Below are 16,692 nucleotides of genomic sequence, written 5' to 3' on the forward strand. Positions count from 1 at the left end.
CCAGCGCCATGTTCCATCTGATTTCGTCTTCTCTCGACAGCTTCGTCTCCGCGTTGCAGACGTTGCTGTATGTCGACGTGGTGCAGCCGCTGCTGTTCCACTTCAATCTGATGGACTACGACGAGGACACCTACGACAGCCTGTACTGGGTAATCGTGGGCGTCCTCGAAGTGCTGGCCATGTACGCGATTTTGCGGCCGCTGGAAGCGCTGCGTCCGGTCGAGCAGTGGGAGAACCGCAAAGCGGTGCGCGTCGACGTGATCTACACGTGGATCGCCAAGCTGGGCATTCTCAACCTGTTCTCCTTTTTTGCGCTGCAGCCGTTTTTCGACCATGTGCAGGCGTGGTTGCGCCTGCATGACATCTCGAATATCGAGTTCGACAATCTGTGGCCCGGCGTGACTACGCAGCCGCTCGTCACTTTTGTCATGTACCTTCTGGTGCTCGATTTCGCGGGTTACTGGTATCACCGCTGGCAGCACCGCGTCGGCGTCTGGTGGGAGTTGCATGCGGTGCATCACAGCCAGCAGCAAATGTCGCTGTGGGCCGACGACCGCAATCATCTGCTCGACGACCTGCTACAGGCGTCGTTCTTCGCAGTGATCGCGCTCGTGATCGGCGTGCCGCCGTCACAATTCGTCGTGCTGGTCGCCATCACGAATCTCGCGCAAAGCGTCCAGCACGCCAACATTCGCCTGTACTTCGGCTGGCTCGGAGAGCGTCTGCTGGTCAGCCCGACGTTCCATCGGCGCCATCATGCGATTGGCTACGGTCACGAAGGTCTGAAATACGGCTGCAATTTCGGCGTGCTGTTTCCGTGGTGGGACATGCTGTTCCGGAGCGTGTCGTGGAGCCGCGAGATGGAGCCGACCGGTATCAGCGACCAGCTTCAGGGCCGCGTCTACGGCGAAGGTTTCTGGGCGCAGCACTGGCTCGCCTTCGCGCGCATCGGCCGGCGTCTGTCGGCACGGCGGCGCAATCAGGGCGGTGCGACCGCAGTCTGAGCCTGACGGTTCGTTTCTCCGCCCGCCGCCGGTTTCCCCGGCGGCGCGTCACGTGGTTTATGCTGTCCACGTTCGCGCTCAAGGTCCGCATTCTGTGACGGCGCGCCGCTTCCTCCATTTCATCGTTGCATTCACCGGCACTGGCTCGCATGAATGATCTGTTGCGCTCGTTCGGGCGCGCGCTCGCAAGCGCGCTCCACCCGCGCATGCTCTGGCTGACCTTCCTGCCGTTCCTCGCGGCAACAGTCGGGTGGGGCGTGATCCTGTGGTTCTCGTGGCAGACGCTGATCGGCGCGACGCGCGGCTGGCTCGAAAGCTGGTCGTTCACCGTCACGCTCTACCATCTGTTCGACTCGCTTGGCTTTTCCGGACTGCACGCGGCCATCGCGCCGTTCCTCGTGATTGCCATGACGATCCCGCTGATCGTCGTCACGGTATTGCTGCTGATCGCCACGCTGTCGATGCCGGCCGTGATCCGCTTCCTGTCGACTCGCCAGTTCCCAGGCCTCGAAATGCGTCGCGGCGGAACGTGGTACGGCAGCGTCGGCCAGGCGCTGTGGACGACGCTGGTATGTCTCGTGCTGCTGATCGTCACGCTGCCGCTGTGGCTGGTGCCGCCCTTTTTCGCATTGATTCCGCCGCTGCTGTGGGGCTGGCTGACCTATCGCGTGATGACCTACGACGCGCTCGCTCTGCACGCGACCCGCGACGAACGGCGTGCGCTGGTTCGGCGTTTCCGCTTGCCGCTGCTGTTGATCGGCGTCGCGAGCGGTTTGCTGGGTTCGTTGCCGACGCTGTTGTGGGCATCGTCGGTGTGGCTGATCGTGTTATTTCCGGTTATCACCGCGGTGACCATCTGGATTTATGCATTCATCCTCGTGTTTTCGGCGCTGTGGTTCGGCTACTACTGTTTGCGGGCACTGCAACGCATGCGCGCGGACGAGGCAGGGGGCGTGCGGCAGACTGCGCCGGTTCCTTATTGATCAACAAACGACATAACCAAAGAGGCGGCAATGGCATTTGGCGTCATCATCATCGGCGATGAAATTCTGTCGGGCAGGCGCGTCGACAAGCATTTGCCGAAAGTCATCGAACTGCTGGGCGCGCGTGGCTTGTCGCTCGGCTGGGCGGAATATATCGGCGACGACCCGCACCGCATTACCGCGACGCTGCGGCGCACTTTCGACTCCGGCGATATCGTGTTTTCGACGGGCGGCATCGGCGCGACACCGGACGACCATACGCGTCAATGCGCGGCGGCTGCGCTCGGCGTGCCGCTGGAATTGCATCCGCAAGCGCAGAAGCTGATTCAGGAGCGCATTCGCGACATGTATCCGGCCACGGCAGCGACGCCGCTGGACCTGAATTCGCCCGAGAATCTGCATCGTCTGAATATGGGCACGTATCCGCAGGGCGCGGAGATTATTCCGAACGGCTACAACAAGATTCCGGGCTTCTCGATTCGCGAGCACTATTTCGTGCCGGGCTTCCCAGTCATGGCCTGGCCAATGATCGAATGGGTGCTGGACACCCACTACGCGCATCTGCATCACGCCATGCCGCACGCGGAAAAGTCCTTGCTGGTGTTCGAACTACCCGAGTCGCGCGTCACGCCGCTAATGGAGAAGATCGAACACGATTTTCCTGGCGTGCGCGTGTTCAGTCTGCCGAGTGTCGGCGACGCCGAGCGCGGGGGTGTGTATGCGCGTCATCACATCGACCTGGGCGTGAAGGGCGAGCCGGAGGCGGTTGCAGCGGCGTTCGTGAAGCTGCGAGAAGGCGTGCACCTGCTGGGCGGTGACATCGTCGAGCACGAGGCGGCAGCGGCGAAGCCCCGCGCCTGAGCTTCGCCTGCGCGCTACGAAATTTGCGACCGCGCTTGCCGCGCGGATTCGCATTGGGCGGTACGTAATCGCCCTCACGCAATCGCCCTCACGCAATCGCCCTCACGCAATCGCCCTCACGCAATCCCTCTCAAGCGCCGATCCACGGCAACCCGCGAAAACACCAGCCCGAGACGGTCTTGCGGTGCCCCTGGCCGTCCTTGTCGCCTTCGAAGCCTTCCAGCAGGTCATAAGCCTTCGTAAAGCCAGCTTGCGCGGCCGCGACGGCAGCGAGCTTCGAACGCGCGGCGCTGCGGCACAGAAAAAGCACCGGCGTATCCGGCGACGCAACGTCGCTCAACTGATGCAGGAACTCCTGATTCGGCACCGCGCCCGGATAGCGCGTCCATTCGACGTGCGCATACTGCCCGTCGCCGATCACCGGCCGGCCGACCCAGTCGAGTTCCGCGCGCGTGCGCACATCCACGAGACGCGTGCGCGGATCGAGCTGCAGCAGTTCGAACGCCTCGGCAGGCGAGAGCGCGCCAGCGTACGGCAACTGGTTTTCGGTGCGACGTTTGTCCGCTTGTGAATACAGCTGTTCTAGTGTGCTCATGAGTCAGTCTCCTTGACCAAAAGACCATTCTATCGCGGCCTCCAGACGTGGCGCGGGGTCCAGATGCTGCGTCGAACACCACGCCATCCGGCGGATTTAATCGCCCATGTTTGGTGCAAATTTCCGCCAATGCACCAAAATAAACTGACACGGATAGCGCTCAACGAAAATTGCCCCAATGCGGTGCTTGACGCTGAGACGCGAACTGAAGGGCGCACGTCAGGCGGTGCGCGAATTCCCCGGAAACGCGCGCAGCACGTGCGTTCGCGCCTTGTTGGCGCATACATGGCACAGTTGCTGCTTTAACCGTCCCGATCGATCTGCCGCGGCTAATTTCGACTTTTACTCTTCATCATTGAGGGGTGGACGTGCCGGGACGGGTCAGCTAGATTGGGCGGCGGCTGAAATCCGCCGAATTCGTTAATCAGGAGATAGGTTATGAGTAAATCCGTGGCCGACGTCGTTCAACTCGTCAAAGACGAAGACGTCAAGTTTGTCGACTTCCGTTTCACCGACACGCGCGGCAAAGAGCAACACGTTTCGGTGCCGGTGTCGGCATTCGATGAAGACAAGTTCGAAAGCGGCCATGCGTTTGACGGTTCGTCGATTGCCGGTTGGAAGGGCATCGAAGCATCGGATATGTTGCTGGTCCCGGACGCGAACACGGCCTTCATCGACCCGTTCTACGAAGAGTCCACGCTCGTGCTGACCTGCGACGTCGTCGAACCGGCGGACGGCAAGGGCTACGAGCGCGACCCGCGCTCGCTCGCCAAGCGCGCTGAAGCCTATCTGAAGAGCTCGGGCCTGGGCGACACGGCCTTCTTCGGTCCGGAGCCGGAATTCTTCATTTTCGACTCGGTTCAGTGGAACACGGATCAGTCGGGCTGCTTCGTCAAGATCGGCTCTGAAGAAGCACCGTGGTCGTCGTCGAAGGAATTCGAAGGCGGCAACACCGGCCACCGTCCGGGCACGAAGGGCGGCTACTTCCCGGTCGCTCCGGTCGACACGTTCCAGGACATCCGTTCGGAAATGTGCCTGCTGCTCGAACAGATTGGCATTCCGGTCGAAGTGCATCACCACGAAGTCGCGGGCCAGGGCCAGAATGAAATCGGCACCAAGTTCTCGACGCTGGTGCAACGCGCCGACTGGCTGCAGCAAATGAAGTACATCATCCAGAACGTCGCGCACACGTACGGCAAGACGGCAACGTTCATGCCGAAGCCGATCGTTGGCGATAACGGTTCGGGCATGCACGTTCACCAGTCGATCTGGAAGGACGGCCAGAACCTGTTCGCAGGCAACGGCTACGCGGGTCTGTCGGAATTCGCGCTGTTCTACATCGGCGGCATCATCAAGCATGCTCGCGCGCTGAACGCGATCACGAACCCGTCGACGAACTCGTACAAGCGTCTCGTGCCGCACTTCGAAGCACCGGTGAAGCTGGCTTACTCGGCTCGCAACCGTTCGGCGTCGATCCGTATTCCGCACGTGTCGAACCCGAAGGGCCGCCGTATCGAAACGCGCTTCCCCGATCCGATGGCGAATCCGTACCTGTGCTTCTCCGCGCTGATGATGGCGGGTCTGGACGGCGTGCAGAACAAGATTCATCCGGGCGAAGCTGCCGACAAGAACCTGTACGACCTGCCGCCGGAAGAGGATGCAAAGATCCCGACCGTGTGTGCCGGCCTCGATCAGGCCTTGGACGCGCTGGACGGCGACCGCGAATTCCTGACGCGCGGTGGCGTGTTCACGGATTCGATGCTCGATGCGTACATCGAACTGAAGACGAACGAGCTGCAACGTTATCGTCAGTCGGTGCACCCGATCGAGTTCGAAATGTACTACTCGCTGTAAGCGGCAATGGCGCTTCGCCCTTCGAACGGCGAAGCGTTTTGTCCGACGCTCGCGATCGGTCACGAAGGGACGGCGGCGCCGTCCCTTTTTCGTTGGACCGGCCGCAGTGATTTGCCACCATCTCCTATCGGCCAGACTGCAAGATGGTTCTGAAAAATCTGATCAAGGCGCGCAAAGGGCACGAGCAGACGCTGTCGGATGACGCGCAGCTCGTCGCTTCCGGTTTGCTGCAGGGCTTCGAGGCACTGCCCACCGTCGTGCTGATACTCGAGAAGCGCACGCTGCGCGTCGCGTTTGCGAATCCGTCGGCCGAGTCGATGCTCGAGCTTTCGCGCAAGCAGTTGACGCAGATGGCGTGGCCGGACATTTTCTCGAACGCGGACGAGTTGGTCGCGACCATCACCTCGATCGCCGCGAACCGTTTCCACGCGACGCATCTGGATGCTGTGCTCGAGCGGCCCGGTCACGAGCCGCTGCATGTGCACGCGATCGTCGGCTTCCTGGAAAGCGCGCAAGACTACGTGTTGCTCGAACTGTTCGAGAACGAGCGGCATTTGCGCACCGACCGCGAGGAGCGCATCAACGACCTGACGGCCGTCAATAAACAGCTGATCCGCAATCTCGCGCACGAAATCAAGAATCCGCTCGGCGGCATTCGCGGCGCGGCGCAATTGCTCGAATTCGAACTCGGCGAGCGTCAACGCGACGAGTTGCGCGAATACACGCAGGTCATCATCAAGGAATCGGACCGCTTGCAGACGCTCGTGGACCGGTTGCTCGAGCCGCACCGTCATCCGCATATCGTCGGGGACGTGAATATTCACGAAGTGTGCGAGCGCGTGCGTCAGGTGATTCTCGCGGAGTTTCCGCGCGGGCTCACCATCGAGCGCGATTACGACGTGAGCGTGCCGGACCTGCGCGGCGACAAGGAGCAATTGATCCAGGCGCTGCTGAACATCGTGCGTAACGCGGCCGAAGCTTTGCGCGAACGCATTTCGCAAGGCGACGCTCGCATCGAATTGCGCACGCGCATCGCACGCAAGATTACGGTGTCGAAACGCTTATGTAAGCTGGCACTGGACTTGCATATCATCGACAACGGCCCCGGCATTCCCGAGGAAATCCGTGACCGCATCTTCTATCCGCTCGTATCGGGGCGCGAGGATGGCAGCGGTCTCGGCCTGACGCTCGCGCAGACGTTCGTGCAACAACACGACGGTTTGATCGAAGTGGAAAGCCGGCCTGGCCACACCGAGTTTCAGATTCTGCTGCCGCTCGACTGCTAACACCGCATCTGCACACTGCAGGCATCTCAAGACTTCTGACAGACCTATATGAAGCCGATCTGGATAGTAGACGACGATCAATCGATTCGCTGGGTGCTTGAAAAAGCCCTCGCTCGCGAAAACTTCGCGACTCGCAGCTTCGCGAATGTGCGCGAGGCGTCGGCGGCGCTCGATCACGACAGCCCGCAGGTGCTGGTGTCGGACATCAGAATGCCCGGAGGCTCCGGCCTCGAATTGCTGCAAACCGTGCGTGACAAGGTGCCGGGCTTGCCCGTCATCATCATGACGGCGTTCTCGGACCTCGACAGCGCCGTGGCCGCATTCCAGGGCGGCGCGTTCGAATATCTCGCGAAGCCGTTCGACGTCGACAAGGCTGTCGAACTGATCCGCCGCGCCGTGGACGAGAGCATGCGCGGCGAACAGACGTGGGACGAGCGCGTTGCCGATGCACCGGAAATGCTCGGCCAGGCACCGGCAATGCAAGACATGTTTCGCGCGATCGGACGTTTGTCCCATTCCGCGGCAACCGTGCTCATTACCGGCGAATCGGGCACCGGAAAGGAACTGGTCGCGCGTGCGCTGCACCGACATAGCCCACGCGCGAACGGTCCCTTCATTGCGCTCAACACCGCCGCGATCCCAAAGGATCTGTTGGAATCCGAACTATTCGGCCACGAGCGCGGCGCGTTCACCGGCGCGCAGGCAATGCGCCAGGGCCGCTTCGAACAGGCCGAGAACGGCACGCTCTTTCTGGACGAAATCGGCGATATGCCATTCGATTTGCAGACGCGTCTGTTGCGCGTGCTGTCGGATGGTCAGTTCTATCGTGTCGGCGGACACAACCCGCTGCGCGCCAATGTGCGCGTGATCGCGGCGACGCACCAGAATCTGGAATCGCGCGTGCGTCAGGGTTTGTTCCGCGAGGATCTGTATCACCGTCTCAACGTGATCCGGTTGCGTTTGCCCGCATTGCGCGAGCGCAGCGAAGACATTCCTTTGCTCACGCGGCACTTCCTGCAAAAAAGCGCGCGCGATCTTGGCGTCGAGTCCAAGCGGGTGTCGGAAGAGGCGCTCGCGTATCTGGCGTCGCTGCCGTTTCCCGGCAACGTGCGGCAGTTGGAAAACCTCGCCAACTGGTTGACGGTGATGGCGCCCGCGCAGACCATCGAGATCAAGGACTTGCCGCCCGATCTCGGTCCCGCGCAGGCCGGTGCAACCGACCTTGCCGGCGGTGGCGGCGCCGCGCTCGGCACGTCGGACGCGAGCCTGGCGGGTACTGCGCCGATCAACGGCATGAATCCGGTCACGCATTCCGCGGCGGCTGGCAGCATGCCGGTCGCCACGCCCGTCAGCGCTTGGGAAGGCGGCCTGCGCACGGAAGTCGCACGCCTCTTGCGCGAGAACTCCGCCGATGTGATGGACGAACTCGCGCGCCGCTTCGAAGCTGCAGTGATCCGCGAGGCGCTCGACTTTACGCGCGGACGCAAGGTCGAGGCGGCGGAGCGTCTGGGCATCGGGCGCAATACGATTACGCGCAAGATTCAGGAACTCAATCTCGAGCCTTGACGCTCGTTCGTTCCCACTGACCGGAGCGCGGCGGCTCAGGGTATGGCGCGCGCGGCGCCCGCCCTGGCCGATCGCGAGATGTTGCGCCCGGTAACCCCGCGTCGCGAGTCGCGGAAGCCATTGAAGCGGGCTTCCGCGGTCGCAAGGCATAATCAACGCTGTTTTCCTTCGACAGCCGACGATGCCTTCTGCTTCTTCCGTTTCTCCCGACCCGTTTCTCTGGCTCGAGGCGCTCGACGCCCCTGAAGCGCTCGCGTGGGTCGAGAGGCAAAATGCCCGCACGCGCGCCGCATGGTGCAGCGGCGTGCCGTTCGAAACGCTCAGGCAACGTCTCGCCGATGCCTACTTGCCGCGCGAACGTCCGGTGATTCCCGATCGTTGGAAGGAATGGGCATACGACCTGTGGCAGGACGAGCGCAATCCCAAAGGCATCTGGCGGCGCACGACCTGGGCCGCATGGCGCGGCGGCAAGCCTGAATGGGAGAATCTGATCGACTTCGATGCACTCGGCAAAGCAGAAGGAACGCCGTGGGTGTGCTCGGAGTTCGACATTCTCTATCCCGACGGCGATCGCGCGCTGATCACGATGTCGCCGGGCGGCTCGGACGCGCTGGTGGTTCGCGAATTCGACATCGACACGCGGCGTTTTGTCGACGACGGATTCGCGATCCCGAAGGCCGGCAAGCACACCGCATCCTGGATCGACCGCAACACGCTTTACGTGGGATGGGACAATGGTCGCAAGAGCCTGACGCGCTCCGGCTATCCGCGCGAAGTGCGGCGCTGGACGCGCGGCACGGCGCTCGCCGATGCACCCGTCGTGTTCAAGGGTGCGTTTAGCGATATCGGCGTGGAAGGGCATTACGATCCGGTGGAAAAGCGGCACACGGTGGTGAGCAGCGTCGATTTCTTCGACTCGCACACGTACTACCTGGACGACGCGGGCGGCGTCGATGGCGCTCACGCTCCGGCCGACGCCTGGCGTCTTTATGATGTGCCGTCGCACGTGGCAGTGAGCGGCTGGCAGGGCTGGCTGTTGCTCGAACCGCGCCTCGACTGGCACTGCAATGGCGTCGTCTATCCGGGCGGCGCGTTGCTGGCGATTCGCGAAGCCGCGTTCCTGCGCGGCGAGCGTGACGTGACACCGCTCTTCATGCCGACTGCGCAGACCTCCGCGTGCGAATGGACGCATACGCGCAACCAGCTCATCGTCTCGTATCTGGAAGACGTGCAGAACAAGACCTTGTTGTTCACTACGTCGCAAGCCGCCGATCAGACATGGCAGTGGCAGCGGCGCGTCTTTCCATCGCACCCGGACGGGCAAGCCGACGTCTCGCCGGTGGAGTCGACGCTGAACGACGAGGTGTTCGTCGATACCGACGACTATCTGCAGCCTCCCGCGTACTGGCTCGCCGATCTTGCCCGTGACGATCTCAACGAGTGGGAACTGCTCGAGCGCTGGCCGACACAATTCGACGCGACGCGCTTCATGGTGACGCGCGGGCATGCAGTCTCCGCGGACGGCACGCGGATACCGTACACGGTGGTCGGACCGCGGACCGCGCGGGATCAGCAATGCAACGACCCGGCAGGAGGGCAGCCGGCCTCGCAATCGTCGCGGCCCTGCCTGCTGACCGGCTACGGCGGCTTCGCGATTCCATTGCTGCCGAGTTATCTGACGGGGCAGGGCATCGGCTGGTTGGAGCGTGGCGGCGTGTACGTGGTCGCGCACATCCGCGGCGGCGGCGAGTTTGGTACTCAGTGGCACACGGCGGCGCAAGGCGAAGAACGGCAGCGTGCGTTCGACGACTTCATCGCCGTGGCGCAAACGCTCGTCGCGAGCGGCGTGACGAGCGCCGCGCAACTCGGCATTCAGGGCGGCAGCAACGGAGGCCTGCTGGTGGCAGCGTGCATGGTCCAGCGCCCCGAACTCTTCGGCGCGGTGATCTGCGAAGTGCCGCTGCTCGACATGAGCCGCTATCACCTGCTGCATGCGGGTGCGTCATGGATCGACGAATACGGCGATCCCGACGACCCCGACGACGCGCGCGCACTCGCCGCATACTCCCCTTATCACAACGTGTCGGCCGGCGTGAAGTATCCGCCGGTCCTGTTCACGACATCCACCGCCGACGATCGCGTGCATCCCGGCCATGCGCGAAAGATGGCCGCGCGCATGCAGGCGCTCGGCGTCGACAACGTGTGGTACCGCGAAAACACGGACGGAGGACACGGCGGCTCCGATGAACTGGAGCAGGCCGAGCACGATGCGATGGTTTTCGAGTTTTTATGGCGAACGCTGAGCGCTTCCGCTTGAGGCTTCGGGAGAGGCTTTGTGAGAGCCTTTGTGTCTCCCCGCCGGGTTAGGCATCGCCAGACCCGGCCTGATCTTGCCGGTGTTCGTCAGCCGATCTGCGCGACGACCGGTGCATGGTCCGACGGCTGGTCCCACTTGCGCGGCACCTTGTCCACTTCGCATGACGTGCAGGCTTCAGAGAGCGGCTTTGAAAGCAGGATATGGTCGATGCGCAGGCCCGCGTTGCGGCGAAACGCCATCATCCGGTAGTCCCACCACGAATAGATTTTTTCGGGCTGTTCGAACTGACGGAATGCGTCGACGAGACCCAATTCGATCAGCCGCACGAACTCGGCGCGTTCTTCCGGCGAAACGAGGTTCTGGCCTTCCCACGCCTTGGGATCGTGCACGTCGCGGTCGTCCGGTGCGATGTTGTAGTCGCCGAGCAGCGCGAGCTTCGGATACAGCGCCATTTCGCTTGCAACCCAGTTGTGCAGCGCGGCGAGCCAGCGGAGCTTGTACGCGAATTTGTCGGTGCCGGGCGCCTGGCCGTTCGGGAAGTACGCAGAAATAATGCGCACGCCTTCGACGGTCGCCGCGACCACGCGCTGCTGCAAGTCCTCAAAGCCGGGAATATTTCGCACGATGCTGCTTTCGTCCACATTCAGACCCTGGCGCACGAGAATGCCGACCCCGTTGTACGTCTTCTGGCCCGCGAACCAGCTGCGGTAACCTTTCTCTTCGAGTTCGGCGCGCGGGAACTTCTCGTCGGGCAGCTTCAGTTCCTGAAGGCACAGCACGTCGGTGCCGCTGGTTTCCAGCCAGTCGATCACATGCTGTTGGCGGACTTTGAGGGAGTTGACGTTCCAGGTGGCGATTTTCACGGGAGATTCTCAAGCTGAATGGCGCGGGAGCCGTAGCTTACCAGCGCATACGGGGCAAAACGATTTTCGCGCGGCTCGAACCACGCGCAGCGAACCAAAATAAAAAGCCGATGCGCGACGCGCGCGGCGTATAGTGGGGATCACACTCACAGTTTGACTTACTCAGGCACTGGCGTGCAGCGGAGGGCATCATGGCTCAACTTTATCCTGATCTTTATAAGGACTTCGAAGTGCATCCGCTGGTTTTCTCGCGGGCGTTCGACAAGTTCGACGGTCACAAGCGGCACGCGGAAGGCTATGACGTCGCGGTGCGCGTGTGTCGTCCCGGCGCAATCAGCGGGTCGAAGGCGAGCCGCGTGTTCCGTCTCGTGCTGCCTGCAACGTTCTCCGATTTCGGCGTGGCCAAACGCAGCGCGAGCCAGTACGGCGCGGATATTATCGACGGCAAGATCGAGGGCGCGACTGTGCTGGATCTGTGAGCCACAGATGCTCCTTTTGCGCTTTCGTTCGTGCTTCGCTCTAATGAATCATGCGATTGTTGCGGGATCGTTTGACGTATAGCTCACATCTCTATACAATCCTTTTTCTCTGACGCGGGGTGGAGCAGTCTGGCAGCTCGTCGGGCTCATAACCCGAAGGTCACAGGTTCAAATCCTGTCCCCGCAACCAAGCATTGTTGAAAGCCCGCTGGCGCAAACCAGCGGGCTTTTTAACTTGTAGCGCCGCAATTGTGGCGCTGCGATTGCGATGAAATGCAATCGCGCGTCGTCTGGCACTACTGCGTTCCAATCGCCCACTCAACCGCCGTTTGCGCATGCAACGCCGTGGTATCGAAGACGGGCAGAACAGAATCTTCCGGCTTGATCAGCAACGTGATTTCGGTGCAACCGAGAATCACCGCTTGCGCACCACGCGAAGCCAGCGATTCGATCACGTTTTGATACACCGCGCGCGATTCGCTGTTCACGTTGCCGTGACATAACTCGTCGTAAATGATGCGGTGTATGTCCGCGCGTTCTGCTTCTTCGGGCACCAAAGTCTCGAGTCCATAGCGCTCGTGCAGTCGGCCTGTGTAAAACGTCTGCTCCATCGTATAGCGCGTGCCGAGCAAGCCGACGCGCGCGACGCCCGCCGCGCGCAACGCGGTGCCGGTCGGATCGGCGATATGCAGAAACGGTACGTTGATCGCCTGCTCGATCGATTCATACACGCGATGCATCGTATTGGTGGCGAGCATCACCAGCTCGGCGCCGCCGCGTTCCAGTTGACGCGCCGCGTCGGCCATCCTCTCGCCGAGCGCGCCCCAGTCGCCCGCGCGCTGATCTGCTTCGATTGGCGCAAAGTCCACGGTCAGCATCAGGCTGCGTGCGTTGTGATGACCGCCCAGGCGCGCCTTCGCGTGACGGTTGAGCAGCCTGTAATACTCGGCGGACGACTCCCAGCTCATTCCGCCAATCACTCCTATCGTCTTCATCTGCATGCTCCCGATCATTGCGTCTTGCTGACTGAGCTGAGTATAGGTGCGCGGCGGTGCACGCCGCCGGTACGGATTTCGCGGCACTCGCCGGTACGGCAAGCGGACAAAACGCCGGATAAAGCGGTAGATAAGACGCCAGATACAACCTGCGCATACTTTCTGGCGCCGATAGAATCGTCATCAGCCACAGCGCACGGACATACAGACAAGGAGGGAGAGATGGATCTGATCATCCGCCACGCGATGCTGCCGAAAAGCGTCGCGCCGCTAGCCGGGCAGCCGCTCGACATCGGCATTGAAGCGGGGCGCATCGTTGCCGTGGAATCGAATCTCGCCGCCGCCGCGCGCGAGGAAATCGACGCCGCCGGCTCGCTCGTCACGCCGCCGTTCGTCGATCCGCATTTCCATATGGACGCGACGCTCTCGTATGGTTTGCCGCGCGTGAACGCGTCGGGCACGCTTCTCGAAGGCATTGCGTTGTGGGGCGAACTGAAGCCGCAACTTACGCAGGACGCGTTGATCGAACGCGCGATGCAGTATTGCGACTGGGCGGTCGCGCGCGGGCTGCTTGCAATCCGCAGTCACGTCGATGTGTGCGATCCGCGTCTTCTCGCTGTCGAGGCGCTCATCGAAGTGAAGCGCCGCGTCGCGCCTTATCTCGATCTGCAACTGGTGGCATTTCCTCAGGACGGCGTGCTGCGCAGCCCAGGCGCTTTCGAGAACCTGAAGCGGTCGATCGCAATGGGCGTCGACGTGGTCGGCGGCATTCCGCATTTCGAACGCACCATGGCCGACGGCGCGCAGTCGGTGCGCATGCTGTGCGAGTATGCGGCGGAGCAGGGGCTGCGCGTGGACATGCATTGCGATGAATCGGACGACCCCATGTCGCGCCACATCGAAACGCTCGCGGCCGAGACGCAGCGTCTCGGCTTGCATGGGCGCGTCACCGGCTCGCATCTGACGTCGATGCATTCAATGGACAACTACTACGTGAGCAAGCTCTTGCCGCTCATGCGCGAATCGGGCGTGGCGGCCATCGCGAATCCGCTCATCAACATCACGTTACAGGGACGCAGCGACACGTATCCCAAGCGGCGCGGCATGACGCGCGTGCCGGAGATGATGGCGGCGGGTATCAACGTCGCCTTCGGGCACGATTGCGTGATGGATCCGTGGTACAGCCTGGGCTCGGGCGACATGCTCGAAGTCGCGCACATGGGCTTGCACGTCGCGCAGATGACAGGCGTCGAAGGCATGCACGCGTGTTTCGACGCGGTCACGGTGAACGCAGCGCGCATTCTCGGTCTGGAAGGCTATGGCGTCGCGCCCGGCTGCGCAGCCAATCTCGTGCTGCTCGACGCGCGCGATCCGGTCGAAGCGATCCGTTTGCGCGCGGCGCGACTGGCGGTAATAAGCCGCGGCAAGGTGGTGAGCCGTGCGCCGGCTGCGCGCGCGGCGCTGTCGCTCGAAGGGCGTCCCGCAGAGGTGGATTTCAAGCTGCATCGCAGTTGAGCGCGGCAGGTTTTAGCTAAAGAAAAGCCGGTGTCCGCTCGCGCGGAACACCGGCTTCTTTACATCGGCACTGATCGATGCGCCGAGGGTTTCCTCCGCGCATCGTGCGGCGTTCAATGCGCCGCGGCGGGCGTCATGCCGTTGTGTCGCAACAAGGCGTCGATGTTCGGCTCGCGTCCGCGGAACGCCTTGAACGATTCCATCGCCGGACGGCTGCCGCCCACTTCGAGAATCTCCTTGCGGTAACGCATGCCGGTTGTCTGGTCGAGCACGCTGCCGCTCGCGGCCTGCGCCGCTTCCTCGAATGCCGCGTAGGCGTCGGCGGACAGCACTTCGGCCCACTTGTAGCTGTAGTAGCCGGCCGCATAACCGCCGGCAAAAATATGGCTGAACGTGTTCGGCCAACGCGAGAACGGCGCCTGCGGCACGACATGAAAGCGCTCGTTGATCTCGCTTGCAAGTTCGGTCGCGTTCTTCGTGCCTGCTGCGTCGAAGCCGGTATGCAACTGCATGTCGAACATGGAAAACACGATCTGGCGCAACGTGCCGAGACCGCTCTGGAAATTCTTCGCGGCCAGCATCTTGTCGAACAGTTCACGCGGCAGCGGCTGCGCGGTTTCGACGTGCGACGTCATGTCCGAGAGCACATCCCACTCCCAGCAGAAGTTCTCCATGAATTGCGACGGTAGTTCGACCGCGTCCCATTCCACACCGTTGATGCCCGAAACCCCGAGCTCGTCCACACGCGTGAGCATGTGATGCAGGCCGTGCCCAAATTCGTGGAAAAGCGTGATGACTTCGTCGTGCGTGAAGCAGGCCGGCTTGCCGCCGACCGGCGCAGAAAAGTTGCAGGTCAGATAAGCAACCGGCGTTTGCACGCCGCCATGCGTATGTTTGTGACGGCCGCGCGCGTCGTCCATCCAGGCGCCGCCGCGTTTGCCTTCGCGTGCATACAGGTCGAGATAGAACTGCGCGACAAGGCCGCCGTCCTGGTTTTCGACGCGGAAAAAGCGCACGTCCGGATGCCAGACGGCTGCTTCGTCGCGGCGGATGCGCACGCCGAAGAGCGTTTCCGTCACCTTGAACAGGCCTTTGAACACGGCGTCTTCAGGGAAATACTGTTTGACCTCGTTCTCTGAGAACGAATAGCGCTTCTGACGCAGACGTTCGGCGGCGAACGTCATGTCCCACGGTTGCAGATCGCTCAAGCCGAGTTCGCTCAAAGCGAATTCGCGCAACTCCTTCCAGTCCTGTTCCGCATGCGGTCGCGCGCGCGTGGCGAGGTCTTCGAGAAAAGCCATGACCTGTTCCGGCGATTCGGCCATTTTGGGCGCGAGCGATACCTCGGCGAAATTCTTGTAGCCGAGCATATGCGCTTCTTCGGCACGCAGCTTCAACTGGTCGGCGAGCACCGACGTGTTGTCCCATTCGGGCTTGCCCTTGCCGTATTGCGGGCCCAGTTCGGATGCGCGCGTCACATATGCGCGGTACATGGCTTCGCGCATCGGACGGTTTTCCGAGTACTGCATGACCGGGAAGTACGACGGGAAATGCAGCGTGAACTTGTAGCCGGTCTTGCCTTCGCGCTCGGCGGCTTCCTTCGCGGCCTCGATCACGTCTTCCGGCAGGCCGGCCAGTTCCGCCTCGTTGCCGGCTTCGACGAAATACGCGTAGGCGTTGGTCGCATCGAGCACGTGGTCCGAAAACGCTTTCGACAACGCTGCCTGACGTTCCTGCAACTCGGCGAAATGCGGCTTCTGGTCTTCAGGCAATTCCGCGCCGGACAAACGGAAGTCGCGCAGCGCGTTGCCAAGAATTTTCTTGCGTTCGCTCGTCAGCGAGGCGAATTCATCGCTCGCGTTCAGCGTCTTGTACTTCTCGTAGAGCGCGAGATTCTGACCGACGCTCGACCAGAACTCGGTCACGCGCGGCAGATTTTCGCCATACACGGCGCGCAACTCGGGCGTGTCGGCGACGGCGTTCAGATGGCCCACGACGCTCCAGGCGCGCGACAGCGGTTCGGTCGCGCGCTCGACGGGCTCGACGACATCGGCCCACGAAGCGGGCGTGATCGGCTGGGCGGCGCGTTCGACGGCGGCGGCCGCATCGGCGAGCAGCACGTCGAGTGCGGGCGTGACATGTTCGGGGCGGATGTCGCCAAAGCGCGGCAGGTCGGAGAAATCGAGGAGCGGATTGTCGTGATTCGAGACGGTAGTGGACATGAGGCTTCCTGTCTGACGCGGGTGAACGGGTAATCGGTACTTTAATCGGTGCTTGAGCCGCGTGCGCGCTGCGGCGGCTCGTGGCGGCTCATGGCGGTTATTACACCGCACATCAGCATTATTGGGGCGGGGCGCGCCGATTCCAATTGCCG

Annotated in this window: 13 protein-coding genes and 1 tRNA gene; 10 read left to right on the forward strand and 4 right to left on the reverse strand. The window is 62.3% G+C overall.

The annotated features are described in order from the left end of the window. Positions 1-8: 8 nt before the first annotated feature. From SB753_RS07620 to SB753_RS07630, 3 genes are all read left to right on the forward strand, one after another. Positions 9-1,004, forward strand: a complete 996-nt coding sequence (locus SB753_RS07620) for a sterol desaturase family protein (protein ID WP_410799833.1) — start codon at positions 9-11, stop codon at positions 1,002-1,004. A 149-nt stretch (positions 1,005-1,153) separates the two neighbouring features. After that, positions 1,154-1,987 carry an EI24 domain-containing protein gene (locus tag SB753_RS07625; protein ID WP_020065474.1) on the forward strand — a complete coding sequence of 278 codons (834 nt, stop codon included), beginning with the start codon at positions 1,154-1,156 and terminating at the stop codon, positions 1,985-1,987. 30 nt (positions 1,988-2,017) lie between these two features. After that, positions 2,018-2,848 carry a competence/damage-inducible protein A gene (locus tag SB753_RS07630; RefSeq protein WP_310355740.1) on the forward strand — a complete coding sequence of 277 codons (831 nt, stop codon included), beginning with the start codon at positions 2,018-2,020 and terminating at the stop codon, positions 2,846-2,848. A gap of 130 nt (positions 2,849-2,978) precedes the next feature. Here SB753_RS07630 and SB753_RS07635 read toward each other — a convergent pair whose 3' ends face one another. Beyond that, entirely contained in the window at positions 2,979-3,443 is a 465-nt protein-coding gene (locus SB753_RS07635) for a rhodanese-like domain-containing protein (RefSeq protein ID WP_204520527.1), read from the reverse strand. Between the two features lie 438 nt (positions 3,444-3,881). Here SB753_RS07635 and glnA point away from each other — a divergent pair, with 438 nt between their 5' ends. The 4 genes from glnA (at position 3,882) to SB753_RS07655 (ending at position 10,466) form a co-directional block, all read left to right on the forward strand. Then, on the forward strand, positions 3,882-5,297 hold the full coding sequence (glnA, locus tag SB753_RS07640; protein WP_020065477.1) for a type I glutamate--ammonia ligase: 1,416 nt from the start codon (positions 3,882-3,884) through the stop codon (positions 5,295-5,297). 143 nt (positions 5,298-5,440) lie between these two features. Next, complete coding sequence (gene glnL / locus SB753_RS07645) at positions 5,441-6,583, forward strand: nitrogen regulation protein NR(II) (protein ID WP_020065478.1); 1,143 nt, start codon at positions 5,441-5,443, stop codon at positions 6,581-6,583. A 48-nt stretch (positions 6,584-6,631) separates the two neighbouring features. Then, positions 6,632-8,149, forward strand: a complete 1,518-nt coding sequence (ntrC, locus tag SB753_RS07650) for a nitrogen regulation protein NR(I) (RefSeq protein ID WP_288823540.1) — start codon at positions 6,632-6,634, stop codon at positions 8,147-8,149. Between the two features lie 181 nt (positions 8,150-8,330). Further along, entirely contained in the window at positions 8,331-10,466 is a 2,136-nt protein-coding gene (locus SB753_RS07655; protein ID WP_410799835.1) for a prolyl oligopeptidase family serine peptidase, read from the forward strand. Between the two features lie 86 nt (positions 10,467-10,552). On the opposite strand, the gene xth is transcribed toward SB753_RS07655, so the two are convergent. Further along, complete coding sequence (gene xth, locus SB753_RS07660) at positions 10,553-11,329, reverse strand: exodeoxyribonuclease III (protein WP_310065475.1); 777 nt, start codon at positions 11,327-11,329, stop codon at positions 10,553-10,555. Between the two features lie 191 nt (positions 11,330-11,520). Between xth and SB753_RS07665 the strand changes: the two genes are divergently transcribed. Both SB753_RS07665 and SB753_RS07670 read left to right on the forward strand, forming a co-directional pair. Continuing rightward, positions 11,521-11,808 (forward strand): hypothetical protein, encoded by a 288-nt coding sequence (locus tag SB753_RS07665; RefSeq protein WP_020065482.1) that lies wholly within the window; start codon positions 11,521-11,523, stop codon positions 11,806-11,808. Positions 11,809-11,921: 113 nt separating this feature from the next. Next, positions 11,922-11,998: transfer RNA gene (locus SB753_RS07670), tRNA-Met, on the forward strand. Positions 11,999-12,104: 106 nt separating this feature from the next. Here the strand turns inward: SB753_RS07670 and SB753_RS07675 are convergent. Further along, positions 12,105-12,803 (reverse strand): aspartate/glutamate racemase family protein, encoded by a 699-nt coding sequence (locus SB753_RS07675; RefSeq protein WP_410799837.1) that lies wholly within the window; start codon positions 12,801-12,803, stop codon positions 12,105-12,107. A gap of 222 nt (positions 12,804-13,025) precedes the next feature. Between SB753_RS07675 and SB753_RS07680 the strand changes: the two genes are divergently transcribed. Beyond that, entirely contained in the window at positions 13,026-14,318 is a 1,293-nt protein-coding gene (locus tag SB753_RS07680) for an amidohydrolase family protein (RefSeq protein WP_410799839.1), read from the forward strand. A gap of 113 nt (positions 14,319-14,431) precedes the next feature. Here the strand turns inward: SB753_RS07680 and SB753_RS07685 are convergent, their stop codons facing one another. Continuing rightward, positions 14,432-16,540 (reverse strand): M3 family metallopeptidase, encoded by a 2,109-nt coding sequence (locus SB753_RS07685; RefSeq protein ID WP_410799841.1) that lies wholly within the window; start codon positions 16,538-16,540, stop codon positions 14,432-14,434. Positions 16,541-16,692: the final 152 nt, after the last annotated feature.

It is taken from the genome of Paraburkholderia sp. SIMBA_053, from assembly GCF_046534895.1.
GTDB lineage: Bacteria > Pseudomonadota > Gammaproteobacteria > Burkholderiales > Burkholderiaceae > Paraburkholderia > Paraburkholderia caledonica.